The following is a 26904-nucleotide window of genomic DNA, read 5'->3' as shown; positions in this document are numbered from 1 at the left end:
GTTCTCTCCCTGAAAGCAATATGGTTTTGGCTGTGGTTGGTGTATCGTCGTCGAGTGTGCAGAATAAGGCTGACGCAAGCGGCGTTCCGGATTCACGCGGAAACGATATGGCGGTATTTGTTGTGTGTTTCATGCGGTTTTCCTAGTAGGCCCTTGACTCCGGCGGCATGTCGACAATGTGAACCGGCTGCCAAAGCACTGCTCCGTCTGCGGAGACGATTGAATGTTTCAGGAAGTTGGCATCATCGCGTTGCGGAAAATCATCGTTGTGGAACGATCCTCTCGATTCGTGGCGTGCAAGGGACGTATGAAGCATCGTCTGTGCAAGTTCTATGAGATTGCCCACTTCCCAGATCGCGGTGAGTTCCTGATTGAACGATGGGGAAGCCGAATGAGTCTTCAGTGCCTCAGTGCGCGGAACTAAGGTTTCAGTCACTTGTTTGAGCGCCGATTCAATTGTTGTCTTGCTGCAACGCACAGCCAGCGCACGTTCCATGATGCGGCCGAGGCTGGCCAGCACGGCGTAAGGATTGTCATTGGTTGTCGCAGGAGTGCCGGTCTCTTCGGTGTCGTTTGTTGAGATGCTGTTGGTCTTGCCTGGGGCTTGGTTTGCGTCCGATGGAGGAGTTGGTTCAAGCAGTTTCTCCATATCCTCTTGGCGATGTATTGCCGTCTTTCTGCAGGCGGATTGTGCCAATTTCCCATGCTCATCGTCGGTGATGGGTGTGCCAGATAAACTTCCTGTGATCGGATCTGATTGTGAATCCCTTGTCGTCTTCGCTGCCGTGACAGACTTGGCGATGGACTCTGCGATGGACTGACCGGCTCGTGAACCGAAAAGACAGGCATCGAGAAGGGAATTGCCGCCGAGTCGATTCGCACCGTGGACGCCGACACAGGAGCATTCGCCGGCCGCATACAGGCCAGGGATCTCAATTCGTGCATCGTTTTGCCATTGATATACATGGCCTTCGGTGGTGATGGGAATGCCTCCCATGGTGTAGTGTGCTGTGGGTTTTACGGGCACCCAATCCCGAGCGGGGTCAAGGCCGGCGTAGCGTTGCACCGTCTCGAGCACCTGTGGAAGAGCCATTTTCATGCGTTCGGGACTGATTCTGGTCATATCAAGCCATACGCAGTCCTTGGGACCATTTGGGTCCTTGGGGTCAGGCACGCCCCGCCCGGCAGTGATTTCAGCCACGATGGAGCGGCTTACCACATCCCGAGCGGCCAGGTCTTTGTGTTCTGGAGCGTAACGTGCCATAAAAGCCTCGCCATCGGCATTGCGCAGGATTCCTCCCTCGCCCCGGGAGGCTTCGGAAAGCAGAATGCCGGTATGGGCCAGGCCGGTGGGATGAAATTGCATGAATTCGATATCTTCGAGCTGCAGTCCGGCCCTAAGCGCCAATGCCATGCCGTCGCCTGTCAGATCCCAGGAGTTGGAAGTGGTGTGGAACAGTCTTCCGGCTCCTCCTGTAGCTAGAAGCACATTTCTCGCGGTGATGGCATGGATTTCGCCCATTTTGGTATCAAGAGCCACAATTCCTTGGACTGCAGTTGATTGTGAGGATTGAATCTTCTGTGCCAGCTGCCGTTGTTCCGCGTCTGTGGTTGCCGCAGCTGCGAGTGAAGAGCCAGACCCGAGTACTAAATCCGTCACGTACCATTCCTCTGCGAATTCCACGCCAAGGGCCGTGCACTGCTGCCAAAGTGCATAGAGGATTTGATGGCCGATGCGATCTGCAGCATATGCCGCCCGGTGCACGGGTTGTTTGCCAAAATCAGCCGTGTGACCGCCGAATCGTCGTTGGGCGATGTGCCCATCTTGGGTTCGTGAGAATGCCACGCCGTCTTGTTCCAGACCAATGACGGTCTTTGGTGCTTCCTTGGCCAGTATCTGTGCGGCATCCTGATCCACCAGCCAGTCGCCGCCTTTGACGGTGTCGTAGTAGTGCCAATGCCAGTCGTCGTGCTCCAGATTGCCCAAGCTTGCAGCGATGCCGCCCTCGGCCGACCCTGTGTGAGATCGAAGTGCCTGAAGTTTGGAGATTACGAGTACCTTGGGCTGAACCCCGTGCGAACGCATCGTGGTGATTTCATCCGATCGTAGTATCGCCAATGCTGCCGATAATCCTGCTGCACCTGCTCCGACGATCACGGCATCGTAGTCATTGCTCACTATGTCTTGACTCATACCTTGATTCTTGCACAAGCCCTAACACAATCAAGCGTCGTTGGGTGCTAGGGCAATAATTGAGGCATGACAGGTGCATTCAATAACAAAGTGTATGAAGTCGTGAAACGAATCCCTCGGGGCAAGGTGGCTACGTATGGGCAGGTCGCCGCGTTGGTGGGAGCACCGAGAAATGCACGCTTTGTTGGTTTTGCCCTGCATTCCAACCCTGAGCCCGGGGTCATACCCTGCCATCGGGTGGTGTTTCGCGATGGCTCCTTGGCGCCTGGTTTTGCGTTCGGGGGTCCAGACGAACAACGCGAATTGCTTGAAAATGAAGGGGTGAAATTCATAATGCCTGTTAGCCCCGACACTAATGCTGGTCAGGCTGGTCTTGTCGTTGATTTGGCTAGCTGTCAGTGGCTGGAGTAGCGGGGATGGTGAAGCATCCGTTCTTCTCGTGTATCTGTCCAAAGAGCTCCATTTCCCCTAGCTCCTCATTGAGCGAACGTATTGTCCATGGTGGGGCTGTCGATTCGTCTGCTCTTTTGGGGCTGTGATTTCTACTGTTCGGTTTTTCACTGTTGAGTGCGCGAAGAATGTTGTCTTGGCTGGCGAAGATCTTATGCATTGTGCATGCTCGTATTGCCGAAAGAACAGCCGATTGCCGTTCGTCCGAGGCTGATTGGGCTTTGGAATCTCTAATCGCGTCCGTGTTCGTGAGTCTGGGTGCATCATTCATAGGTTCAGGCGCGTTGTGACGGTTGTCTACGTGGTTCGACGAGAGGTGAGGGATGGCACCGCCTGACGTTTTTTTGATTTGTGCGTCGGGTAATGGATGGAATGGAACATGGGCCGTGTGGCAGATTTCTTCGGTTGCGCTCACCGAAGTCAGCAGCATCGCACGATTCTCACTGATGAGGTGGTTGCAGCCGGTGTTATGGGGTATGTTGATGTCGCCTGGGGCGGCATACACCTCGCGTCCGAGTTCTGCTGCCCAATTTGCTGTGTTCAGGGCTCCGGAACGATTACGCGCCTGAGCCACCACCACTGTTGAGGCAAGAGCCGCGATGATGCGATTGCGCAGCAAAAACCGGCGGGCTTCGGGAACGGTGTTTGGACATAATTCACTGATGAGGGCACCGCCGTTTTCCGCGATTCGTTCGAACAGTTCGCGGTTGCGCTCCGGGCCGATATGGTTCAGCCCGCCGGCAAACACCGCCACAGTGCGCCCGGAGTTCTCCCGGCCCAATCGGGACATACTTTCCAGTGCGCCCCAATGGGCTGCCGCATCTGCACCATATGCGCCTCCGGAAACCACCAAATGGCCGTTTTCGGCGGCTTTTTCGCCCACTGAGCGAGCTACGTACCGGCCATATTCATCTACTCCGCGTGAGCCTACGACAGCCATGGGTTTGTCGCAACTGACCAATGATGATGCGTCTCCATAACCCCAAAGGCATAGTGGCGATGCCCAATCATTGTGTGTGGAAAGATCGCTCAGTTGTTCAGGCCAGCATGGGCTGCCAGGACTGATGATCCATTGGGTTCCGTTGTCTGTGATCCATTCCGTGAGTGTCTGTCTGTCATGGCTGGGCAGCTGATCGAGTCTTGCCTGCCAGCGTTCCAATGATCGGTGGAACGCATCCATGCCTTGGGCATTGACTCTGCGCCCCCAACGGGCCGTGCCGGTTGCGAACGCCCAGTCCAGTGCCTTCAGATCAGTGTGATGACCCCGAACGCTTCGAGCGGAATCTATGAGTTGGAGCGTTTTCACCGCTGAGTCACAACCTTTGATGGTGGCATACATCAATGCATCTGCACCGTCGATGCAGAACGTCAGTATGGCCCGGGCCAAGGTTTCCTCGTCCAATGCGGGATTCGTGGCTTCGGTGTTCATTTCAGTGTTCCTTTGTTCGTAATGTAATGCTCTGGAGGATTTCTTCACGCCCAGGTGATGTTTTGCCGCCAAGATCGGCCAGAGTCCATGCCAGTCGCATGGCACGGTCAGCTCCGCGCAGACTTAGACGGTTGGACGTCAGCGCACGGTCAATGATGGCGAGCGCCGCCTTTGACGTATTCGTTCTCAACCATGTTCCAGATGCTTGCGCATTACAGACCCAGTGCTGTTTGGCAAAGCGCGCCTGGGCTGTCTGACGGGCTTGGGTCACGGCGGCGCGCATGGTGGCGCTTGATGTTCGACGACCGCCTGTGTCGATGATGTGTTCCACCGGAGGAACCTCGACCTGAATGTCGATACGGTCGAGAATTGGCCCAGAGAGACGGGAAAAGTAACGCAGTCGTTCCTTCTCCCTGCAAGTGCATCGTTCGCCTGTTCCGTATCCAAAACCGCACGGGCAAGGATTGGCTGCCATGACCAACTGGAATTTCGCCGGGTAGTAGGTAGTGCCGTGCGACCTGGAAAGAGCGACATAACCAGACTCAAGCGGTTCCCTCAGCGTTTGCAGCGCACGGGGTGAGAATTCTGGGGCCTCGTCCATGAACAGCACCCCACAATGCGCCCGGGTGATTGCTCCAGGCTTGGCTGTGCCGGAGCCGCCGCCAACGAGTGCTGCTGTCGATGCCGTATGATGCGGAGCCTCAAATGGTGGAATGTCGCTGATGCCATAGCTGGAAAGCTCACCGCATAGGGACCGTATCGATGCCACTTCCAGCTGTTCTTTCTCGTCAAGTGGCGCCATGATCGATGGCAGCCGTGAAGCCAGCATCGTTTTGCCGCTTCCCGGCGGTCCTACCATCAGGAGATGGTGCCCTCCCGCCGCGGCTACTTCCAGTGCCCACTTTGTGTGTTCCTGACCCACCACGTCCGCCATATCTCCCACGTCTGATGCAGCGACTGTCGGGCGGTCTTTCGTTTCGAATGCTGCAAGCTGCTCGTCACTGAGGCTGTATGAGGCTTTTCCGCCCATCAATTCAATCAGCTCGCCTAAATGTCTTATGGGTATTGCCTCGATGCCTTCCACAAGATCGGCTTCGTTTTCATTGTCTTTTGGAACGATAATCCGTTTGATGCCGTGCTCTTTGGCGTATAGCATGATGGGCAGCAGTCCCTTGATGGGCAGCACCGATCCATCGAGATTGAGTTCTCCTAGTGCAATCGTCTGCGCCAAAGAATCGTGCGGAATCGCGCCGGCGGCGCTGAGCACGCTTGCGGCTATCGCCACATCGTGCGAGGAGCCGCGTTTGGGCATGGAGGCTGGGGAAAGATTGACGGTCACACGTGTTTCAGGCCACTTGAAGCCACTGGCCTGACAGGCGGATTTGACGCGTTCTCGGGCTTCATTGAGAGAGGCATCGGGCAGGCCGATAATCGAGAAATAGGGAAGACCTGGCGAGATGAACGTCTGCATTTGAATGACGAATGCCTTGAGCCCAACCAAGCCCACGGACATGGAGTTGCCGATGACCATCAGAACGCTCCCGGTATCCAATGGGTGAGCACATGCCCTTCGTGAATCCACAGTGACATGACATCGAAGCGGATTCCGCTTCGGTCGATGCGTTTGCCCGGACCGGAAAGCCAGAGAAGAGCCGCTGTGTGAAGGTTGAGTTGCTTGTTGCGGGTGACGGCTTCCTGTGGTGTGCCATATCTCAACGTCCTTCGGGTCTTGACCTCCACAAACACCAACGTGCCGTCGCGCTCGCGCATGATGATGTCGAGTTCCCCATATCGGCAGGCCCAGTTACGTTCAAGCACCTGCCAACCGCGTTCCTCCAGCCACGTTGCCGCATAGCGCTCGCCGCATGCACCTAGCTGTTTGGGGCCTAATCTGCCATTGCATAATGCGGATTCAAGGTCATGAAGGGATTCGAGTGGTGGATCGGGCGCTGCGTTGGGCTTCCTGGTTGTTGAGACATCGGTGTCGTCAGGCGCCCCGTAAACATTGATGTTCGATGTGTGGCTAGGTGAAGAGCTGAATGCGTCACGTGACGAGGAAGAGGGCTTGGTGCGTATGGGTGTGTGTCTGCACACCGGCTTGGTTTGTGTTTCTATGATGGTTGTGTTCATAGGTTCAAGCAAAGCACAGATGGCTTGAGCATAAGCAGCGAATTGGGCTCATGTGGTTAAAAGGTGGTCGTTTTTGTCTCGGTCGGCGTGTCGATATGCATATCTTTATATATCACCGAAGATTTATGCAAAATTGTATGATATCCGTATTTCATTGTTACTGGATGCGGATAGGTTCTGGTATAAACAAAGGGGCTTCCGACAGCCTTGTGGCACTGTCTGAAGCCCCATTGACATTTCTGGCGGATGCTCTACTTCACCAAACCGGTGAGCTCGCCCAAGTCAAGCTCGAAGCTTACGCCGCGATTCTCGAAGTCTGGTTGATTTCGTGTATGCTCCATCGCGTGGCGGACGAACTCTCCGGCCACCGACACGGCATCCTCAAGTGGCTTGCCTGCCATCACGGCGCCACACACCGCCGAAGCGAATGCATCTCCGGTGCCATGAATCATGTATGGTAGTTTGGTGTGTGCTGATTCGTTCCTGAATAGCTCCCCGTTCTCGCGATGCCCCACGAAGTTGCGCAACTTGCCGTCCTCGCGATCGATGCCTTTAAGAACGACGTTCTTGGCGCCCAAGTCAAGCAACGCATTCAACCAATCGTCCACCTGTTCTTCGGTGAGATTCTGCCCGGGGTAGGTGCGGCCCGTCAGCAGGCTCGCTTCGGTGAGGTTGGGCATAAGCACGTCCGCACCGTCAGCCAACGTGCCTGTGGCGTCGCACATTTCTTGCGTATATGTGGGATACATCTTACCGCCGTCACCCATCACTGGATCCACCAGGCGCAACGCCTTGGGGTACTCGCGGTAGAGACGCTTGATAAGGTCCACCTGCTGCGCGGAGCCCAGAAAACCGGAATAGACGCCATCCAAATCGACGTTCACCTTGCGCCATGCGTCGAGATAGTCATTCAGGATGTCCGTGGTGTCATGGAACGTATATACGGGGAATTTCGTATGTGCTGAGAACAATGCTGTGGGCACCGGGCACACGTCGCATCCTGCGGCTGAAAGAATCGGGATGGCTGCGGTCAGAGAACATTTGCCATAGCCACACATGTCGTGGACTGCGGCCACGCGTGGGATATAGTTTGGATTGCGCTTGAACAGCACGGAATTGCTTGTCATGATTGACCTTCGATCTGCATCGCCAGATGGCGGCTTATGCTGCTTTAAGAACTGGCGGTGCTGGCACCAACCGTAGCATTAAAACGAAAAGGTTGATAGCGCCTTTACCGCATTGTGTTATAGAGTCCAATTTCACGTTCAGACCAAAGTTTAAGCCTGTGCCCGTGCTCGTGGGATGAGGTCAGGCCTACCTGGTCACCGCTGCCGTCCGGCATGCATACGTTGAGATGAGTCTGGGCGACGAATACCGACGGGTATTGTGTTTTGGTATACAGCCACGTTTTGATTGCTTCGATATTGGCGCCCCTCACGGAGCAATGATGTTTTGAGCGGCATCGGTTTGGTGAGGCGAATAATTGTTGTTGACACGCGTGCGCGGTCGAAAATTTGACATTTTAAGATGCCTTATGCATTATAGAACTAAAGCGTTTTAGTAGTCATTTGAGTGGATCGCGTCATTCGTTATGGGGTGCGGCCTGCCTCGGGAAACCGGGATCGTTCGATTGACTGAATGGGAAATTCGATTGGGAAGGCGAACACAATGAAGTTCGGAGTAAACTACACCCCTTCGCACGGCTGGTTTCATTCATGGCTGCATCAGGATTGGGACAGCGTGGCAAGGGATTTTGATGCCATTGCCTCTCTGGGACTTGACCATGTGCGGATTTTCCCGTTGTGGCCGATTCTCCAACCGAACCGCACATGGATTAATCGGGCTGGCCTGGACGATTTGCACCATATGGCACAGTTGGCCAGCGATCGAGGGCTTGACGTGTATTCCGATGTGCTTCAAGGGCATATGTCGAGCTTCGACTTCCTACCTTCCTGGCTCATCACGTGGCACAAGACCAATATGTTCACGGATGCGGATGCTGTGGCTGCCGAGGCAAAACTGGTTAAGGCCGTCTATGATGTGCTCGCTGATGTGCCGCGTTTCAAAGGGCTGACGATTGGAAACGAATGCAACCAGTTTGAGGACTCCTCCCATCCGATGAGCATGCCTGCCACGGCTGAGCAGGTGGATGGTTGGCTTCATGCCTTGATCGATCCAATCCATGATCGGGCTGGTCAACGAGGCCAGATTGTTGTCCATGGTGAAAATGATGCAGTCTGGTATGAGGAGGGGCATTCATTCCGTCCAACCGCTGCTTCTCTCATTGGCGATGCCTCCATCGTCCATTCCTGGGTGTTCAACGGGACAGCGCAACGGTACGGGGCGCTGTCCAATGAGGGCACCAGGCATGCGGAATACCTGATGGAGCTTTCCAAGGCGTTCGCCACAGACCCCAAGCGTCCAGTCTGGCTCCAGGAGATCGGTGCTCCCGGCAACGTCATCGACGAAGCCGATGCCCCGGAGTTCTGCAGACGTTCCGTGGAGCACGCTGCCGACTGTACCAACGCCATGGCGGTGACTTGGTGGTGCTCGCACGATGTGGATCACACTATGGGTGATTTCCCTCCATTTGAACATCAACTTGGCCTGTTCGATGAGAACGGGAAGGTTAAGCCCATTGGCAGGGAGTATTCAAGGCTGGTCAAGGAGCTTGCGGGCGCGCCGGAACCTGAAGAACGCTCCACGGCGGTGGTCGTTGAAACCGATGCACAAGGTAAGCCGATGCTGAAGGCAGCCTGCGCGCCTGGTGGGTCGGTGTTCACCAAGTGGATGGAATTGAGCATGATGGGGGTACGTCCGGCAATTGTTTCCTCGACTCAGGCAGCAGACCCACAAATGCTTGCAGCGCGTGGTGTCGAACGTTGCATTCCAGTTGAGATGAAGGCGGGAATTGGGTATAGTGCGGTTTCCGATCCATCGCTGGAAGACAAGCAGGCTTAGCGTTTAGAGTCAATTCAGGATTTAGGCATTGCCTTATCGTTAAAGACTCACTCATTGAGGAGGGTGAAATGCTGCTTAAAGTACAGCAGGAAATCGATCGTTGCCATCGTGTCATGCGTGAGCGTGTGAAGCCGCACGTCCATGAGGTGCTTTCGACTTGCAGGGTCTCTGCTATAAAGAATCCCGGTGAGCCTGAGCCGTCTGACGAGTTCCTGCAAAAGGTACGAAATGGAGAGATTCGCTTTGAGCCTCTGCAGGTGGGGGAGCCTTGGGGCACCTCCTGGGGTACCACTTGGATGAAGGTGGAAGGCCGAGTTCCTTCCCCCATGTCTCATAATCGCCCCATCGAGCTTCTGGCGCATCTGGGATGGTTGGATTGGCCTGTGGGAGGCCACATCGAGGCTATGGCCTATCGTGCCGACGGATCCGTGATCAAGGCCGTGCATCCTCAGAATTATTGGATTCCTTTGGTTGACGGTGAAGGTAAGGCTGATTCCGTGGTCAACGAGGATGGTACGTTCACGCTGTTTCTCGAGGGCGCCTACAACCCTAATGTACCGGGTTTCAGCAAGACCGAGTTGGGCACCAGGCCGACAGGTAAGGCCGATGAACGCTATGAGTTCGAGTCGGTGGACGTGACCGCTCTCAATCGTGAGATGCTGGGCTACCTCATGGACTTGGATGTGGTTTGCGGAGCCGTCGAACAGTTTGATTCCGGTGACCCACGCTACTGGAAGTTGGCGAAGGCGATGCAGCGTTCGCTGAATGCGTGGGATGAAAAGCATCCTGAAACGTTGCAATCGGCTCGTAAGGCTCTTTCGGGCGTGCTTTCCCAGCCGGCGAATGCATCGGCCATGAAGCTCACCTCCATGGGCCATGCCCATATCGATTCGGCTTGGCTGTGGCCGGTTCGTGAGACGAAGCGCAAGGTGGCTCGCACTGTATCGAATGTGTTGGCGTTGATGGACGAGGATCCTGACTTCGTCTACGTGATGAGCTCCGCGCAACAATATGCGTGGTTGGAGCAGTATCATCCGGATCTGTTCGTCAGAGTGCAGCAACGTGTCAAGGAAGGTCGGTTCATACCGGTCGGCGGAATGTGGGTTGAATCCGATGGTATGATGCCTTCGGGTGAATCGCTGATACGTCAGATTTCGTTTGGCAATCGGTATTTCAAGGAGAAACTTGGGGTGAGACCGCACGGCGTGTGGTTGCCTGACAGTTTTGGCTATACCGGTTCTTGGCCGCAGATTGCCAAGCGATCGGGCTATTCATGGTTCCTGACTCAGAAGCTGAGCTGGAACGACACCACGCGTCTGCCGCATCATTCCTTCATGTGGGAAGGCATCGATGGCTCGCAGATATTTACCCATTTTCCGCCGGCCGACAAGTATGATTCTGATGTGTCCGTCAAGGATATGGCTTACATTCAACGCAATTTCAAGGACAAGGATCTTTCCGACCGTGGCATTCTGCTCTTTGGCTATGGCGATGGCGGCGGTGGCCCGACCCGTGAGATGACCCTGCGCCAAAAGCGGGTCCGTGTTTTTGAGGGGTTGCCGAAGGTCTCGTACGGCACTCCCGATGAGTTCTTTGCCACCGCCCATAGTGAGATGCAGACCGAGGCCGGCGACGAGATGCCTATATGGAAGGGCGAGCTCTACCTTGAAAAGCATCGTAAGACGCTTACCTCTCAGCAGGAGATGAAGCGTGGATGCCGCAAGGAGGAATCCCTACTGAGGACTTTGGAATACCTTGGCGCTGAAGCCACTGTGAAGAACTCCGAATATCATTACCCGTATAAGGAAATCGACAGGATTTGGCAGACTCTGCTGCTCAATCAGTTTCATGATATTCTTCCTGGCTCGGCGATTGAATGGGCTTGCCGTGTTGCCAGAGAGGAATATGCGCGAGATTGCCGGCGGCTGCCGGTCCTAATCGACGATGCGATTGGTGCGATTGCGCAGGTGTCTGAAGATGCCGAGCGGTTGCCGGAAGCGTTCATTTCGCAATATGCGGTCGACGGAAATTCTTGGAAGCCACAGCCGGTTTTGGTTGATGTCTCACCAGTGGGACTTGTCAAGCATGCCGATGGGTCCGTAACGCTCGATAATGACAAGCTGAGAGTGCATATCGCTGCTGATGGCACGGTTCGTTCCATCGTTGATTTGGGGCGCCGGCGTGAAATGGTCCCCGAGGGCACCGCGCTTGGTCGATACGAGATTCTCAAGGATGAGCCCGATATGTACGACGCGTGGGACATTGATCGGGATGCGTTCCTTGAGGCATCCGCATTGGAGGAAGGCCACATTACCGATATCGTTCGAGGTGATGATGGATCGGTAAAAGTTTGCGTGAACAACCGGTACGAGGAATCGATCATTGCCACGTCGATAACGCTCCGTCCGTCGCAATGCCAGTTGGACTTCCACATCTGCGTTGACTGGCATGCTCGCGAGAAGCTGCTGAAGGTGGATGTCCCCGTTGGTGTGATTGCCGACACTGTGAAATATGAGAGTCAATATGGCCTTGTTGAGCGGCCGGTAGTGAAAAGCACTGAGCGCGAGGAGGCCATGTTCGAGAGTTGTACGCATAGGTTCGTGCAGATTTCCGATGCATCTTGCGGTGTAGGTGTGGTCAATGGTTCCACATACGGCTCTGATGTTGCTCCGCTTCGCGATGCTCAAGGAGTTCGGAGTGGCACAATGCTGCGTCTTAGCCTCCTTTCCTCGCCGAATGCTCCTGATCCACGTACAGATATAGGCAGGCATGAGTTCGACTGGGCGTTGGTCTGTGGCGCCGGTTTGTCTTCGACGATTGGGGCGGCAGGTCGTTTGAATGCTCCTGTGGTTGAGGGCTTGCCTGAAAGTCAGGCTCTCCTTCAGCTTGATGATTGCGAAGGTCTGCCGATTATTGATTGGATAAAGCTCGCTGATGACGGTTCCGGCGATGTTGTGGCGAGAATCTATGAAGCGGCCGGAGGCATGGCGCATGCAACGTTGCGAACGTGTTCCGATTTGGCTGGGTGGCATGTACGTGAGACCAATACACTCGAGCAGGTTGAATATTATGACGATGAGCCCATGGCGTTGCAGACCAAAGAAAGCCTTGCTGCGGAAGGTGCCCAAATCTCGCTCAAGCCTTTCCAACTTTGTACGTTGAGATTCTCAAAGTAGCTTGCTACGGCTCATTTCGGCATGACGGTGATGGTCTTATTGAGAATATCACCGTCATTGCTCCAAAAAGGGTGACTTTTTACGAAACCTTAAAATCGATGTACTTTTTAGACTGATTGCGATTTGCCTTGGAGGCGAGGAGAGCGTGTAATACATAAAAAGCAGGACTTCTACATTGAAGTTGAGCTTTATTGCGTGTAGTCCTGGGAAGTTTTGATAAATGATTTGAAACACGCTCGATTTCAAATTGACATTTTTGAAATGAACAACGATAATGTTACTAAAGCGTTTTAGTAACTTGATTTCAGGGGGTGAACTGAAACGCCATAATGACAATGGCGGAACGCTGGAGTTACAAAATATTCTGAAAAAGAAAGGTGAGATAATGTTTTCAATGAAGAAAGTGATTGCAGCAGCTGGCGCAGCGGCTATGCTGCTGACTGTTGGTGCTTGCGGTAGTAAAAATGCCGATAACGCTAATGGTAACGTTGAAATCAAATTCCAAACCTGGAATTTGAAAAATGACAAATATACTCCGTACTTTAATAAGCTGATTTCCAACTATGAGAAGACCCATAAGGGAATTACGATTAAGTGGATTGATCAGCCATCCGATAATTACGAGGAGAAGCTTTCGGCGGATGCCGCAGCGAACTCCTTGCCGGATGTGTTCGACGCTGGCGGTTCTCTGATGTATGGCCTTGCAAAGGCTGGTGCATTGCTGAACATCGATCAAGAAGCGCCCAATGCTTCGAAGAACTATTATCCGAATGCTTGGAAGGCCGTGACTTTCAGCGGCAAGGGCATGAAAACCGCCTCCTATGGTTTCCCATGGTATGTCAATGATGGCCCAATGTATTACAACACTGAGTTGATGAGTAAGTGTGGTCTTGATCCGAATAAGCTTCCTGTGACGTATGACGATTATTTCGACCAAGCGGACACTATGGTCAAGAGTGGCTGTGGTGCGTACATGGCTACCACTACTGCCAGTGATGTAGGCGATTATGCTTCGGCCGGAATACCGATTATGGACAAGGCGCAGACCAAGTATGTGTTCAATAGCCCCAAGGCTGTCAAGCATCTACAGCGGTTCATTGACCTCTATAAGGAGAAGGGCATTCCTCCGGAGGCGTTAAATGCTCAGTGGTCTCAGCAGGGTGAGTTCTTCCAGCGCGGTTCCATCATTGCAATGGGTGGCAGTGCCTATTCCGCTGCTGACTTCAAGCAGAACTCTCCGGATTTGTACAAGCATCTTGCTGTTGGTCCAAAGATCAGCGACGAAGGCAAGTCGGCTACTGTTGCATATGAGATGCTTTCGCTTAGTGCTCAAACCAAGCACAAGAAGGAAGCGTTGGAGTTTGCTCAATACGTCACGAACTCGAAGAATCAGCTTGAATTCGCCAAGAAGTCAAACACGTTTCCCTCCAGCGCCGGTGGTCTCGATGATGCCTATTACAAGAAGATCGACACGAGTGATCTGCAGGGCAAGGCTTTGGCGGTTACGCTCAAGGCTGTGAAGAATGGTTATGCAAGTCGTCCTCCGCAGTTTACAGATGCCAATGGTGGGCAGTATCTACAGCAGCAGGTGGCTCTTGCGATGCAAGGCAAGCAGACCGCAAAGCAGGCTCTCGATAAGACTGTTGACTTTGCAAACAGTAAATTGAAGTAGGAGAATATGGCTGATACGGATGTTTCAGTCGGCGCTCGTCCAGGGGCTAAGGCTTCTGGACGAGTCAGTCCGTCGAATAAACTTGAGAAGGGCAAGCGTCGCAGGCCGCAGCGTTCCATAGGAACAGTGCTTGCTCCGTACCTATTTGTCTTCCCGGCATTTCTTATTGTATTCGTGTTCGTTGTTGTCGCAGCATTAAATACATTCAGACTTGCTTTCACGGATTCGACGCTGCTCGTACCCGGCAAATTCATAGGATGGCAAAACTTCCAAGAACTGTTTCATGATGAGTACTTCTGGACGGCAATGCTGAACTCGACGCTTTATGTGGTATGCGTTGTGCCGTTTATGGTGCTCCTTCCGCTGATTCTTGCGAACCTTGTGCGCGGAAATTCCAAGATCATGGGATTTTTTAGGACTTCTTTCTATACCCCCGTGGTGATGTCTGCTGTCGTAGTAGGTATGATTTGGACGAATTTGCTGGACTCCAAAGGATTGATTAATTCCGTTTTGGAATCTCTGCATTGGATAAAAACACCTATTCCATTTCTTACAGACCGATGGTTGATTTTGTTCAGTGCTATGTTTGTCACCATATGGTTGGGATTGGGTTATTATATGGTGATTTATTTAACTGCATTGGCGAACATCGACGATTCGTTGTATGAGGCTGCGTCATTGGATGGTGCTGGGCCTGTGCGACAGTTCGTTTCAATCACAATGCCAGGAGTGCGTTCCACGATTGTTCTCATCATGATGCTTTCCACGATTGCTGCATTCCGTGTGTTCAATGAAATCTACGTGCTGACGAATGGTACGGCTGGTCCGGGTGGTGAGGACATCACTATGTCCATGCTCATTCAGCAACAGGGTACAGGAATTCAAGCGCGTACAGGATACGCCAGCGCGGTCTCATTGGTGGTGTTGGTCGTCGTGGGTGCAATGCTTGTCATTCAGCAAATCATCCAGAAAAGGGGTGAAGACTGATGGCAGAGCACAAGAAGATTACTGTGGGCAAGGTTGTTCAGTATGTCGTACTGATTCTTATGTTCATTCTGTTGGTTGGTCCGTTTGTGTGGGAGCTTTCTCTTTCGTTGAAGGGACAGGGGGACAACGTCTATGCTGTGCCTCCGTATGTCATTCCTAAGACACCGACACTTGAGAATTACAAGCAGGTCTTTCGCCAGGTCCCAGTGTTCCACTATATGCTCAACACCATTATCGTGGCTATCATTGCTATTGCTGGCAATGTAGCGTTCTCGACAATGGCTGGTTATGCGCTTGGTCGGCTGAAATGGCGGGGGCGTAATGCGATGCTTATGATGTTCATGGGCACCATGGTCATCCCCGTGGAAGGTGTGATGATTTCCCAGTTTCTTATCATTAGAAGCGTCAATCTGCAAAATACGCTCCTTGCGGTTGCTCTTCCAGGTATGGTCGGTGCCATCAATATATTGCTGATGACCAATGCATTCAAGGCCATACCCAATGAGCTTGAGGAAGCGGCACAGGTGGATGGCGCCAATGTTTGGCAGCAATTCTTCCATGTGTGTCTTCCTGAGGTGCGTGGAACGATGACGGTTGTAGGCATATTCGCATTCGTCGGTGCCTGGAACGACTTCCTTTGGCCATTGATAGTCATTTCTGATGAGAAGAACTACACTTTGACGCTCGGCATGAACAGGCTTAAGGGTATGTTCGTCTCGGATCCTAGGCTGATCGCCGCAGGCGCGCTGGTCTCCTTGGTGCCTATCCTCGTGTTCTTTGCCTGCTTCCAGAAGTACTTCTTCCAAGGACTTGAGCAGGGAGGCATCAAGGAATAGTAAGTATTTATTGTTACTATAAATACAGTTAGGAATCGATTACGTATATTGTGTGCTTCTGATGATTCTATCGTAATCAGAAGCACACAATGGTTGTCGAGTCATTTGTTCCCCATGTTCAGGAACGCAATGAGACTATACATTCTGAGAAATTTATAGTCAACGATATTTGTGTAGTTCCTATTTCGGTATAGAGCACACAGGTTCGGTCGGCTATAGTCGCTCTTTATGTATAACTGATATTTTGTTATGCAATCAAAAAGTTCACGGTTCAAAGGAGATACGGTGAAACGAAGTAAATATGGCTATAGACTGATATCTATTGTGTTGGCATTACTAGTGGCTTGCGCATTAACGATTACCGGGCTGTCCGTTCATACGCGCACGGCCTACGCTAATGACGCTGATCAAAGCGGCCAACAAACATCATCTCGTCATTTTATGGTCTATTACAGAGCTTGGAGAGATAAGACGATGAAGGGTGTCAATACTTCATTGCCGGACGATAACTGGCTTACCATGCTTGATATACCGTATGGCGTTGATGTCGTAAATGTGTTCAGCTATGTTCCATCCGGTCAAGAAGCTCAGGCGAAGCCTTTCTATGATACGCTGAAAAGTACATATGCTCCGGCTCTGCATAAGCGAGGTATACGCCTGGTCCGGGGTGTGGGGTACAGCACCATAACGGCTGTTCCACACGCCGGAGATGAACCTACCGAGCAGGAATATACGGATTATGCCCAGAATTTGGTGAAAACGCTTGCTACTGATGTCGGGCTTGACGGGCTGGATATCGACATGGAGCAGAATCCTTCCGCAGAAGAAGTCAAGCTCAGCGATGGCGTCATCAAGGCGATGTCAAGGATCATCGGGCCAAAGTCCGGCAATAAAGGATCCATATTCCTGTACGACACTAATGGAAGTGATCTTGACCCGTTCAAAGATGTATCCGATTGCTTCGACTTCATGGCCTATCAACAGTATGGAAGCGGCTCGGATCGAACTGCACAGGCCGTAAGCGATTATAATGGCTCGCTTGCAGCTGATAAATTTGTGCCCGGTCTGACCTTTCCCGAGGAACAGGATACCAATAATCATTGGCTTGACGCCACTGAGCCGTACGAAGAAAGCAATATCTATAAGGTTGCGAACTATGTTTCCCAACATAACTTGGGTGGCATGTTCCTCTATGCGTTTGATCGCGACGGTCGTACATATGGTTCGGATGATTTGAACCATATCAAGCCATCCAACCTATTATGGACGAAGACCGCCATTGCACAGGCGAATGGTATGCAACTTGATGCGGCAAAGGCATACGCACATCATTTCGTGGCACGTATGAAGTACACGAAACCTGATGTTCAGGCTGTAACGGCTGCGATTGATGCGGGCGGGAATCTATATGAAGTTAACAAGGCCGTGCTTGGATCGGATTATCCGGAAGCGTACGATGCCACCTATGATCCCACGCTTGAGGAACAACTTTCGCAGATTGATGTTTCCAAGCTGGAGCAGAACATCGATCGGGCGGATGAGCTTATCGGCTCTACTGCCATTGCTCGTTCAAATGCATCAGAGCGGATATCAAGGCTGAAGCAGGTGCGTGAGGAGGCTGCGGCACTGATCGGTGGCAAAAACTATACCGCCGATCAGGTTGCTTCTGCCAATGCCGCACTTGCCGATGCCTTGCATCTCTTTGATTCTGCAACTATTCCTGTGAAACCAACTGTGCAAGCGCCTGACGGAACAACAGGGAAGAAGGATGATTCGCTTGCTCAGACGGGGAGTGCTGTAGCTTCTACGATGTTTATTGCAACCATATGTCTCGCGGGTGGCGTGCTGTGTGAGGTGGCGCGTCGCAGAGCGGTGATGTACTGAATGCGGGTGTGCGTGACGATTGGGTATTAGTGGTCTTGCCGCCTCATTCCGCGCAGATTATCTGACAGTGGGTACTAGCTCTAAAAGTTTGCACCCACTGTCATATGTGGGTGCTGAAGCATCTGAACGAGATACTGTCGTTAAAACGATGCAAGATGGGATAGGCTGGCAAAGTTGTGTATAATCTTGCGTGTCGAGTTTGACTTTAAATAGGGCTTTGCAATAATTGGACTAAAGCGTTTTAGTGCCAGCTTTACTGGTGCTGCAACGATGCCGCAACAACAAACAATGATTGAGGAGAACCGATAGATGTTTCTTGTACCGGACCAACAATTAAGCCGATGTGACAGGGTGATGGAGCAGAGGCTTCTGCCGCATATCCATCCTGTGATGGATCACTGCACGCTGCGTGCGTTCGACAACCCGGGTGAGCCGGAGCCGTCAGGCGAGTTCCTGAAGAAGGTCCGCGCCGGCGAGGTCGATTTCAAACCATTCCAAGTGCCTGGCGTATGGGGCACGCTCTGGGGAACCACATGGTTCGAGGTCAGCGGCAAGGTGGACCTCGAAGCGGCCAAGGGCAAGAAGGTCGAGCTCATGGTCAATCTTGGTTGGCGTACGATTGCAGGCCCCGGCTTCCAGGCCGAGGGTATGTTCTATCGCGCCGACGGCACAGCCATCAAGTCCGCTCATCCCAAGAACCCTTGGATTCCACTGATCGATGCCGACGGCACTCGCCATTGCGACATCGACGTGGACGGCGGTTTCACACTTTACATGGAAGCCGCATCCAACCCATTTGTGGAGGGCCCCACCCACTACGCTCCCACGGATCGTGGTGAATGCGCTACTGGCAAGCCGGACGACCCCTACACATTGAGCCAGCTGGATGTCTGCACGCTCAACGAAGAAGCATACGGCTATTACGAGGATCTTGAGATCGTGCGTCAGGTCATGCGCGAGCAGTCCACGGATTCCCCGAGATATTGGCAGCTTGCCAAGGCGCTTCAGCGCAGTCTTAATGCTTACGACGAGCGAAATCTAAGCACGCTTGGTAAGGCTCGCCGCCTGCTTGCCGGTGTGCTCGCGGAGCCGGCAGAGTCCAGCGTCGTCAACCATGTGGCCGTCGGCCATGCCCACATCGACTCCGCGTGGCTCTGGCCGGTGCGCGAGACCCACCGCAAGGTTGCCCGAACTGTGGCCAATGCCCTGGCGCTGATGGACGAGGATCCTGATTACATCTACGCCATGAGCTCGGCCCAGCAGTATGAGTGGCTCGAGCAGGAGCACCCCGACCTCTTCAAGCGCGTGCAGCAGCGTGTCAAGGAAGGCCGCTTCATCCCGGTCGGTGGTATGTGGGTCGAGTCTGACGGCATGCTGCCGGATGGTGAATCCCTCATCCGTCAGATCAGCTTCGGCCAGCGTTACTTCAAGGAGAAATTCGGCGTCCAGCCGCATGGTGTGTGGCTGCCTGACAGCTTCGGCTACACCGGTGCCTGGCCGCAGATTGCCCGTCGTGCCGGTTTCGACTGGTTCTTGACCCAGAAGATCTCCTGGAACGACACCACCAAGTTCCCGCATCATTCCTTCATTTGGAAGGGCATTGACGGCACGGGCATCCTCACCCACTTCCCGCCCTCTGATTCATACGATGTGGGCATGAGCGCCCATGACCTGACGTATTCGCAGAAGAACTATCTCGATAAGGACCTTTCGCGCAACGCCATCATGCTCTACGGTTTCGGTGACGGTGGCGGCGGCCCCACGCGCGAGATGGTGAGCGCCATCCACCGCATGAAGGACCTGGACGGCGTGCCGCGTGTCGACTTCGGTACTCCTGACGAGCTGTTTGACAAGGTGCACGAGGACATCGTTGACCACGGTGAGGGTGAGACCCCGACTTATCAGGGCGAGCTCTATCTGGAGTTGCACCGCGGAACGCTCACCGCCCAGCAGGAGATGAAGCGTGGCTGCCGCCGTGAGGAGAACATGCTGCGCGTCACCGAGTATATGTGCGCCTCGGCTGTGGTTCGTAACCCGAACTATCGGTACCCTACCGACGAGCTCAACCGCATCTGGAAGACGCTGATGCTCAACCAGTTCCACGACATTCTCCCTGGCTCAGCCATTGCGTGGGTGTGCCGTCAGGCACGTGGGGAGTATGCGCGCGACATCGCCCGTTTGGCGCAGATCGCTCAAGAGGCGGGAGACGCCATCCTGGTGGCGGAGCCGAACACGGCCAAGGTGGTCAATGCTCGCATCGTTTCTGTTACCGACGATCCTGACAAGGCCTGGACTGTGCGCCAGGCTGCGCACGTTCCTGCTGCTGTGGAGGCCTCCAACCCGGTCAGCGATGCGGATGCGCAGAGTGCCATTGAGCTTGGAGACAATCAGGCTGTCAAGATCAGCCACGAAGGCGACGGCACGGTGCTCGACAACGGCGTCATTCGTGCCACGGTGACCGCAGATGGCTCCGTCACCTCTATTCTGGACATCAGGGCGAATCGTGAGCTGGTGCCAAAGGGCACAGTTCTCGGCCGTTACGAGCTGCTCACCGATCAGCCGTATCAGTGGGATGCCTGGGACATCCAGCGCGACGCGTTCCTCACCGCCAACGTCATCAAGGATTCCCGTGTCCTCGATTCCGCCGGCAGGTCCGACGGGTCGGCCGTGGTGAACGTGGAGACCAAAGCGCCGAATGTCGGCATCCAAACCCGCATCTCCCTACGCTCCGGCAGTCGTACACTCGATTTCGACGTCCATGTCGATTGGCATACCAAGGAGCAGTTCCTCAAGGTGGATCTGCCGCTTGCCTTGACACCGACAAACGCCCAGTACGAATGCCAGTATGGCCTGGTGGAGCGTCCGATTCGTAAGAACACGCCCGCCGACGAAGCCAAGTTCGAAAGTTGCACACGTCGTTTCGTGCGTCTGAATGGCCCTGATTACAGCGTGGCTGTCGTGAATGGGTCGACGTACGGTTCAGATGTGAGCCCCATCGATACAGGGGCGGCCCAGGGTGCTCAGGTGGGCACCATGCTCCGTCTCTCGTTGCTCTCCGCGCCGTTGTACCCCGATCCACACACCGATCAGGGTGGGCACAGCTACTCTTGGTCCGTCATGGCCGGGGCTGATCTGGATTCGGTGCTTGCCGAGGCTTCGCGGATGAACGCGCCTGTGCTTCCTTCTCTGCCCGCCGTGGAACCGTTGGCTCAAATCAAGGCCAGTGAGGGCAGCATCGTCCTCGATTGGGTCAAGATGGCCGATGATGGTTCCGGGGACGTTGTTCTGCGTCTTTATGAGCCTGCAGGTGGTCGTGCCAAGGGTGAGTTGCATGTGTGCAATGAGCTTGAAGGTTGCCAGGTCGAGGAAGTCAATCTGCTTGAGGAGTCTAAGCTAGACGACGATTTGGCCTGTGCCGTCGAACCGGGGTCGCAGAAGGCTCAGGGGGCGCCCATTGAACTGGAACCCTTCGAATTGGCCACCTTGCGCATTCACACGGCAAATCATGCCGGGTAGCATTCGTCCGATGACCGTCGCAGACATGATTGGTTGATTGTTGAAGCGGATTGATGATGGTGGCAGGCAGCATTGATTGCCTGCCACCATCATCGTATATATCGGGATTCGCCTTGAGCTGGTAGCTGACGTATGGTATAAATCGGTTTAGTGCAAATGTCGAAGAGACTGTGTCGAATCTGCGAATGCTGCGGATTGCATGCAATTCGGCATCGAACGGTGAATGTTGTGCGATGTGCATGGTTCAGTGCGTTTCCGGGCCGAAAGGGATGAGTGGGGATGACAGAAGGAGCGGCGAATACCCGTCACGGACGCATCAGTCTCAAGGATGTAGCTGACGATTTGGGAATCTCCCAGACCGCGGTGTCGTTTGCGGTCAATGACCGGCCAGGCGTATCCAAGGAGACCAAGAAACGGGTTAAGGAGGCTGTGGAACGGCTCGGTTGGAGTCCGGTCTATGCAGCCCAGGCATTGAGTTCCTCGAAGACAATGACGGTTGGTTTCGCGCCTTCGCGTTCACACAGCAATCTGCAGTCCGAATCATTCATGCTGCACTTCATGTCGGGCCTGCATGATTCGTTGAGCCGCAAGGGCTATGGCTTGTTGTTCAAACCCACTGGTTCATTGCAAGAGGAAATGGAGACATATAAGGATTGGGGTCAGCGTAAACGTGTTGATGGAGTGGTGCTGGTGGATTTGCGGTCGAATGACCCACGTCCTAAACTGCTGCACGACATTGGCATACGTACGGTGCTTGCCGGTGGTCCTGACCCCGGCAACCTTATTCCTTCACTCTCCATCGATGATTCCGGCACCATGGCCAAGGTCATCAAGCATCTGGTCCAGGCCGGACACAGCCGTATCGCCTATTTTGCCGGTGATAAGAGCCTGGACTACAGCAAGGCCCGTATCGCCTCGTTCACCAACCTTTCCAAGCGAGATCATCTTGAGGCTGCCACAGTGGTCTATACGCAATTCGATGCGCAGGTTGCCGCCGAGAAAACGTGTGGGCTGATGCAAGGTGAGCAGCCTCCGACTGCATTTATCTACGAGAACGAGACCATGGCCGCAGCCAGTCAGAGGGCTTTGGAGGGTCTTATGTATCAGGATCACGCCGCTATACTGGGGATTGAAGGTTCGGATGGGTCTGAAGGCGGGTCGGTTGAGAACAACGAATCGGAGACTCGGCCATCTTCGTCTCGTCAAGGCGTGCCATTCAATCACTTGCCCGCCATCGTAAGCTTCGAGGATAGCTTCGTTTGCCAGGCCGTTTACCCTTCGATTACGGCCGTACACCGAGACCCGGCAGAATATGGGAAAAAGGTCGCCCGCCTGTTGCTCAAGGATTTGAACGACGAACATGTGGCGGGCAATCGACGCATTCTGGCTCCAAGCCTTGTTGTGCGTGAAAGCACAAGCTGGAATGTGCAGTGACTGTCGTCGCGCCACATATTGCGGGTTCTGTAGAATAGCGCGGTTATATGTTTTGCAAGGTCATATGTATTGTATGGACGAACATGCCTGCTATATTTGTTCGCGTGGGCCGGCGCCTCGGGTCTCATCCCTAGGGATGAGACCCGAGGCCAAGGAAGGCTCGGTAAATTCGTTCCTTGGCACGATACGGACAGCCATCGTTTTTGTTAGTATTGAATGAGATGAAAATAGGAATTCAATATACAGGAGTAGGCCATGACTCAGCGTAACGATATGTTGGTTGCCTCTTCCACTGAGCAGCAGTCAAAGACACAGGGTTCACAGCCACGATTCGCCGTTCAGGCCATCGATTTGGTCAAGGATTACGGGCGTGGAGAGAATCTGGTCCATGCACTGAAAACAGTCTCCATCGGTTTCGAACAAGGTAAGTTCACCGCGATTATGGGGCCATCGGGCTCTGGAAAGTCTACGTTGATGCATACGCTCGCCGGCCTTGATTCGGTCACCAGCGGGCGGGTCCTCTTGGGAGGCAGGGATATCACTAAGTTGAGCGACAACGAGCTCACTGAACTGAGGCGTACCAAGATTGGTTTTATTTTCCAGAGTTTCAATTTGTTGCCGATGTTCACAGCCGAGCAGAATATTCTCATGCCACTCACCCTTGCCGGCAAAAAACCCGACAGACAATGGTATGCCATGCTGGTGCATACGTTGGGATTAGACAATCGCCTCAAGCACAGACCTGCTGAGCTTTCCGGCGGTCAACAGCAACGTGTGGCCATCGCCCGCGCGCTCATCACCCAGCCACAGGTCGTCTTTGCCGATGAGCCCACCGGAAACCTTGATTCGGTTTCCAGTGCAGAGGTACTGAGCTTTCTTAAACAGTCAGTCAGGGAGCTAGAACAGACCATCGTCATGGTGACCCATGACGCGGTGGCTGCCTCCTACGCGGACCGTGCCATAGTTTTTGCAGACGGCAGCATCGTGGCCGATGTCAATCATCCTGGTGCCGAACAGATGAGCAATCTCTTGATGGAAGAAAGAGAACAGGCCACACGCAGTGCCAGTACATCCAATGGCGGGATCGAACAATCTCTGGAGGACTCGGTGCCACAGCGCCGGCGTGCGGGACGCCATGCGGCATCGACGCAATACCCCAAGCTGAACGAATAATTCACCTCCACCCATTCAGTCTTTGTGTCACCACTGCTATAGGCATCTACCATGCGAAGTAGTGGCGTTGACGAAATGAGAAAACGATATGTGGTCAATAACTTTGAAACTGATGAAAAAAAGCGGGAAGATGCTTGTTCCTGCCGGTATCGCAATACTGATAGGCACTGCGTTTATTGCAGCCACGTTCCTGTTTGGCAACTCCCTACAGGATTCGTTGGCAAACCAGCTGACCGTACAATACGCCCAATCGACGCATGTGGTGTATCCTCTGGGTGCGGAAGGTACGGATGGTGGGTCGAGTGCAAAGGAATCCGAGGATGCAGATCAATCCTCCAATGATGCCAATGATGGCGCGTCTCAAGGCAACAGCGAATCGAATTCTACGGCGACAAGCCAAGATGACAGCGATACCTCGACTGGGAACAAGCTTACCGTAGGTGACTTCAATATCGATGCCATGCAGAAGGTCGATGGCATCAAAGCGGTGATGCCCGAGGTGCAGACCCGCCTTACGGTTTCGAAAGGCAGCAACAGAGCTGGTATCTACGCCATGCTCAGTTCCTCCGACAGGTTGGTTCTGGCTGTTCATCTGGTCAGCGGTACCCAACCGCAGGGTGATGACGAAATAGCCTTGCAGGAGAGTGTGGCGCAAACCCTTCATGTCGGTGTTGGCTCAACAGTGCAGGTGTTGTTTGGTTCCGACGGGTCTGGCGACGCGACGAACGCCTCAAGCGAAGAAGGCAGTCAGCGATCTGCAGCCCAATCTAGCACTGATACTCTCAAGGTGGTGGGGCTGACGAAAGACACCTCAAACGTGTTTGCTGGGGCCTCGCTGGTTTCGAAGGACGTGTTCGTCGACAGTGAGGCGGTGGCAAGCCTCAATCAGGTGCCGTTTTCCGGTGGCCTCTTGTTGGATATTGACCAAGCCAAGACCGGCAGCGCCGTGGCCACGGTCAAGAAGCTGCTTCCCAAGGGATATACCATTTCGACGCGTCAGGATGTGGCCGACAAGGCTATTCGTGGCTTGAGCGGTTCCGGCACCAGCATCGTCACGACATTTCTGCTGGTCTTCGGTATCCTTGCCATGTTCGTGGCCGCGTTGGTGATTGCAAACACATTCCAGGTTATGGTGGCTCAGAGGCGTCGAACCCTTGCCCTGCTACGGGCCATCGGTGCCAAAAAAGGCCAGCTCTATCGTTCGGTACTCATGGAAGCGGGAATCCTGGGCGCTATCGCGTCGGTGCTTGGCATTGGCGTGGGTGTCGCCGTCATGGAGATTCTGTGCCATACGGGTGTGATGAATTCCGACGGTGCAAGCATGCGCGTCATCGTCACTGCGCCTGTGGTCTGGGTGCCATTGGTCTTCGGTGTTATCGTCACAGTGTTGGCCTCCATCTCATCCGCCCGTAGCGCCACCAGTGTCACTCCTCTTGAGGCGTTGCGCCCATTTGAGACCGCAGAATCCCGTTCCGCCGGACGCGTGCGTAAGGTGTTTGGCGTTCTCATGGTGCTGGTCGGTTTGGTGCTGTGCATTTCGGGAGCGCGCCTGATGCCTTCCATCATCAATGGCACCGGCAATATCGCAACCAGTAATCAAGGTACCTACATGGTCGCGTTGCTCGGGGCCATCGGGGGATGCATTTTGATTTTTCTCGGTCTTGCCATCACGGCCACGTTCTGGTTGCCGGTGGTAATGCGCGGCATCGGGGCAATCGTTGCGAATATCGGACCCAGTGCGAATATCACGAATGCCAACATCCAGAAGAATCCACGACGTGTGGCGGCCACTGGCGTCGCTTTGCTCATCGGAGTCACCTTGGTCTCAACTATCGCCACTGGTGCTGCGAGCGGCAAGCAGACCATTGCCAACACGCTTGACTCTCATTACAGTGTCGATATGTCGGCCCAAGGCCAGGGACTCACCAAGGCTGCAGCCGCCAAGCTTTCAGATGTCAAAGGCGTTTCCAAGACGCTGTACATGCCCGCCGCGTACATGAGTACTGAGTCCATCAAGAATTCCTATGGGAACAGTGGTTTCCAGATTGTATTGGTCGGTGTGGAGTCCGTCTCGGACCTCAAATCCGTGCTTCGTGCCGACATTGGGCAAGTGAGTCTTGATAAAGACACAGTGCTGCTGCCGAAGACATCCAACGACACTGCCAACGGCAAGTTCAAGGTCGGTTCAGACATCAAGTTGGAGGGAACGGCTGCTGGCAAAGGTGATGGGGCGGCGAGCAAGACCCTCACGCTGCATACGGTTCAGGCTGATTTCCGGCAGGTGGGCAACTATTACGGTGCCATTGGCTTCGTGAGTATGGACCACTTCCGCAATGGGGATCTGCACGCCGACGAACATCTGCTCATCGGCAAGCTCAAGAATTCCTCTGACATGAACGTGTTCAAGGCACTGCAGAAAGCAATGCCCCAAGGTGATGATGTCCAAATTAACGGGCCGGCGGCCGACCGGTATCAGTGGAATCAGATGATCGATCAGATTATGTTGCTGCTCATCGGGTTGCTTGCTGTTGCCGTATTCATCGCCCTTATCGGTGTGGCTAATACGTTGAGCCTTTCGGTCATCGAGCGCACGCGTGAATCCGCCACATTGCGGGCCATCGGCATGACTCGTAGTCAGCTCAAGCGTTCGTTGGCAATCGAGGCGTTGCTCATCTCCGTGGTCAATGGTGTGCTCGGCGTCATCTTGGGTACGGGGTTCGGTTGGCTCGGCAGCTACATGGTGTTCAGCGTCTATGGGGATGTTGCCTATCCATTCGACTGGAAGACCAATGGTATCATGCTGGTCATCGCTATCCTTGCTGCACTGTTGGCCAGTGTGTTGCCGGCGCGCAGAGCAGTGAAGACACCGCCTGTGGAGGCGCTTGCGGAGGCGTAGTCCCTTCAAGGTACTGCCGCGGTTATCCACATAGTGATGTTGCGCTGGACGCTCCGGGCCGCTCAGCCAAGTCTTATGCCAGCGCGCCACCCTACATATGGATATAGGGTTCTTTTGGTGAACTAGAGCCGCTTGCGCCACGCCTACGCCAGCTCAATGCCTACTT

At 53.9% G+C, this 26904-nt stretch carries 16 protein-coding genes; 11 read left to right on the top strand and 5 right to left on the bottom strand.

Annotation, left to right across the window (positions count from 1 at the left end; all coding sequences use genetic code 11):
* Positions 1–142 precede the first annotated feature (142 nt).
* The gene (locus ACSYSS_RS05335; RefSeq protein WP_491703027.1) at positions 143–2194 is read right to left on the bottom strand and encodes an FAD-binding protein; all 2052 of its coding nucleotides are present in this window, start codon (positions 2192–2194) and stop codon (positions 143–145) included.
* Positions 2195–2260: 66 nt separating this feature from the next.
* Here ACSYSS_RS05335 and ACSYSS_RS05330 point away from each other — a divergent pair, with 66 nt between their 5' ends.
* The gene (locus ACSYSS_RS05330; RefSeq protein ID WP_491703026.1) at positions 2261–2605 is read left to right on the top strand and encodes an MGMT family protein; all 345 of its coding nucleotides are present in this window, start codon (positions 2261–2263) and stop codon (positions 2603–2605) included.
* On the opposite strand, the gene ACSYSS_RS05325 is transcribed toward ACSYSS_RS05330, so the two are convergent.
* From ACSYSS_RS05325 to ACSYSS_RS05310, 4 genes are all read right to left on the bottom strand, one after another.
* On the bottom strand, positions 2583–4073 hold the full coding sequence (locus tag ACSYSS_RS05325) for a DNA-processing protein DprA (RefSeq protein WP_491703025.1): 1491 nt from the start codon (positions 4071–4073) through the stop codon (positions 2583–2585). The genes ACSYSS_RS05330 and ACSYSS_RS05325 overlap by 23 nt on opposite strands.
* Position 4074: 1 nt before the next feature.
* Entirely contained in the window at positions 4075–5604 is a 1530-nt protein-coding gene (locus ACSYSS_RS05320; RefSeq protein WP_491703024.1) for a YifB family Mg chelatase-like AAA ATPase, read from the bottom strand.
* Positions 5604–6083, bottom strand: a complete 480-nt coding sequence (locus ACSYSS_RS05315; RefSeq protein WP_491704237.1) for a YraN family protein — start codon at positions 6081–6083, stop codon at positions 5604–5606. Before ACSYSS_RS05315 ends, ACSYSS_RS05320 begins: the two co-directional genes overlap by 1 nt.
* 371 nt (positions 6084–6454) lie before the next feature.
* Entirely contained in the window at positions 6455–7330 is an 876-nt protein-coding gene (locus tag ACSYSS_RS05310) for a pyridoxamine kinase (RefSeq protein ID WP_491703023.1), read from the bottom strand.
* Positions 7331–7871: 541 nt separating this feature from the next.
* On the opposite strand from ACSYSS_RS05310, the gene ACSYSS_RS05305 reads away from it, so the two are divergent.
* The 10 genes from ACSYSS_RS05305 (at position 7872) to ACSYSS_RS05260 (ending at position 26738) form a co-directional block, all read left to right on the top strand.
* Positions 7872–9164, top strand: a complete 1293-nt coding sequence (locus ACSYSS_RS05305; protein ID WP_491703022.1) for a glycoside hydrolase 5 family protein — start codon at positions 7872–7874, stop codon at positions 9162–9164.
* 68 nt (positions 9165–9232) lie between these two features.
* Positions 9233–12340 (top strand): alpha-mannosidase, encoded by a 3108-nt coding sequence (locus ACSYSS_RS05300; protein ID WP_491703021.1) that lies wholly within the window; start codon positions 9233–9235, stop codon positions 12338–12340.
* A 385-nt stretch (positions 12341–12725) separates the two neighbouring features.
* A complete protein-coding gene (locus tag ACSYSS_RS05295; RefSeq protein WP_491704236.1) occupies positions 12726–14012 on the top strand; it encodes an ABC transporter substrate-binding protein in 1287 nt (428 codons plus the stop codon).
* 6 nt (positions 14013–14018) lie between these two features.
* Positions 14019–14999, top strand: coding sequence for a carbohydrate ABC transporter permease (locus ACSYSS_RS05290; RefSeq protein ID WP_491703020.1), 981 nt, complete (start codon positions 14019–14021; stop codon positions 14997–14999).
* Positions 14999–15835, top strand: coding sequence for a carbohydrate ABC transporter permease (locus ACSYSS_RS05285; RefSeq protein WP_491703019.1), 837 nt, complete (start codon positions 14999–15001; stop codon positions 15833–15835). Before ACSYSS_RS05290 ends, ACSYSS_RS05285 begins: the two co-directional genes overlap by 1 nt.
* A gap of 474 nt (positions 15836–16309) precedes the next feature.
* Positions 16310–17719, top strand: a complete 1410-nt coding sequence (locus ACSYSS_RS05280) for an EndoS/ChiA family endoglycosidase (protein WP_491703018.1) — start codon at positions 16310–16312, stop codon at positions 17717–17719.
* Positions 17720–18028: 309 nt separating this feature from the next.
* Positions 18029–21235, top strand: a complete 3207-nt coding sequence (locus ACSYSS_RS05275; RefSeq protein WP_491703017.1) for an alpha-mannosidase — start codon at positions 18029–18031, stop codon at positions 21233–21235.
* Positions 21236–21514: 279 nt separating this feature from the next.
* Positions 21515–22669 (top strand): LacI family DNA-binding transcriptional regulator, encoded by a 1155-nt coding sequence (locus ACSYSS_RS05270; protein WP_491703016.1) that lies wholly within the window; start codon positions 21515–21517, stop codon positions 22667–22669.
* Between the two features lie 273 nt (positions 22670–22942).
* The gene (locus ACSYSS_RS05265; protein ID WP_491704235.1) at positions 22943–23842 is read left to right on the top strand and encodes an ABC transporter ATP-binding protein; all 900 of its coding nucleotides are present in this window, start codon (positions 22943–22945) and stop codon (positions 23840–23842) included.
* An 88-nt stretch (positions 23843–23930) separates the two neighbouring features.
* On the top strand, positions 23931–26738 hold the full coding sequence (locus ACSYSS_RS05260; RefSeq protein WP_491703015.1) for an ABC transporter permease: 2808 nt from the start codon (positions 23931–23933) through the stop codon (positions 26736–26738).
* The last annotated feature ends 166 nt before the right edge of the window (positions 26739–26904 follow it).

It is taken from the genome of Bifidobacterium sp. ESL1118, from assembly GCF_058505595.1.
Note: the sequence above shows the minus strand (reverse complement) of the source record. Positions and strands in the feature narration are given on the sequence as shown.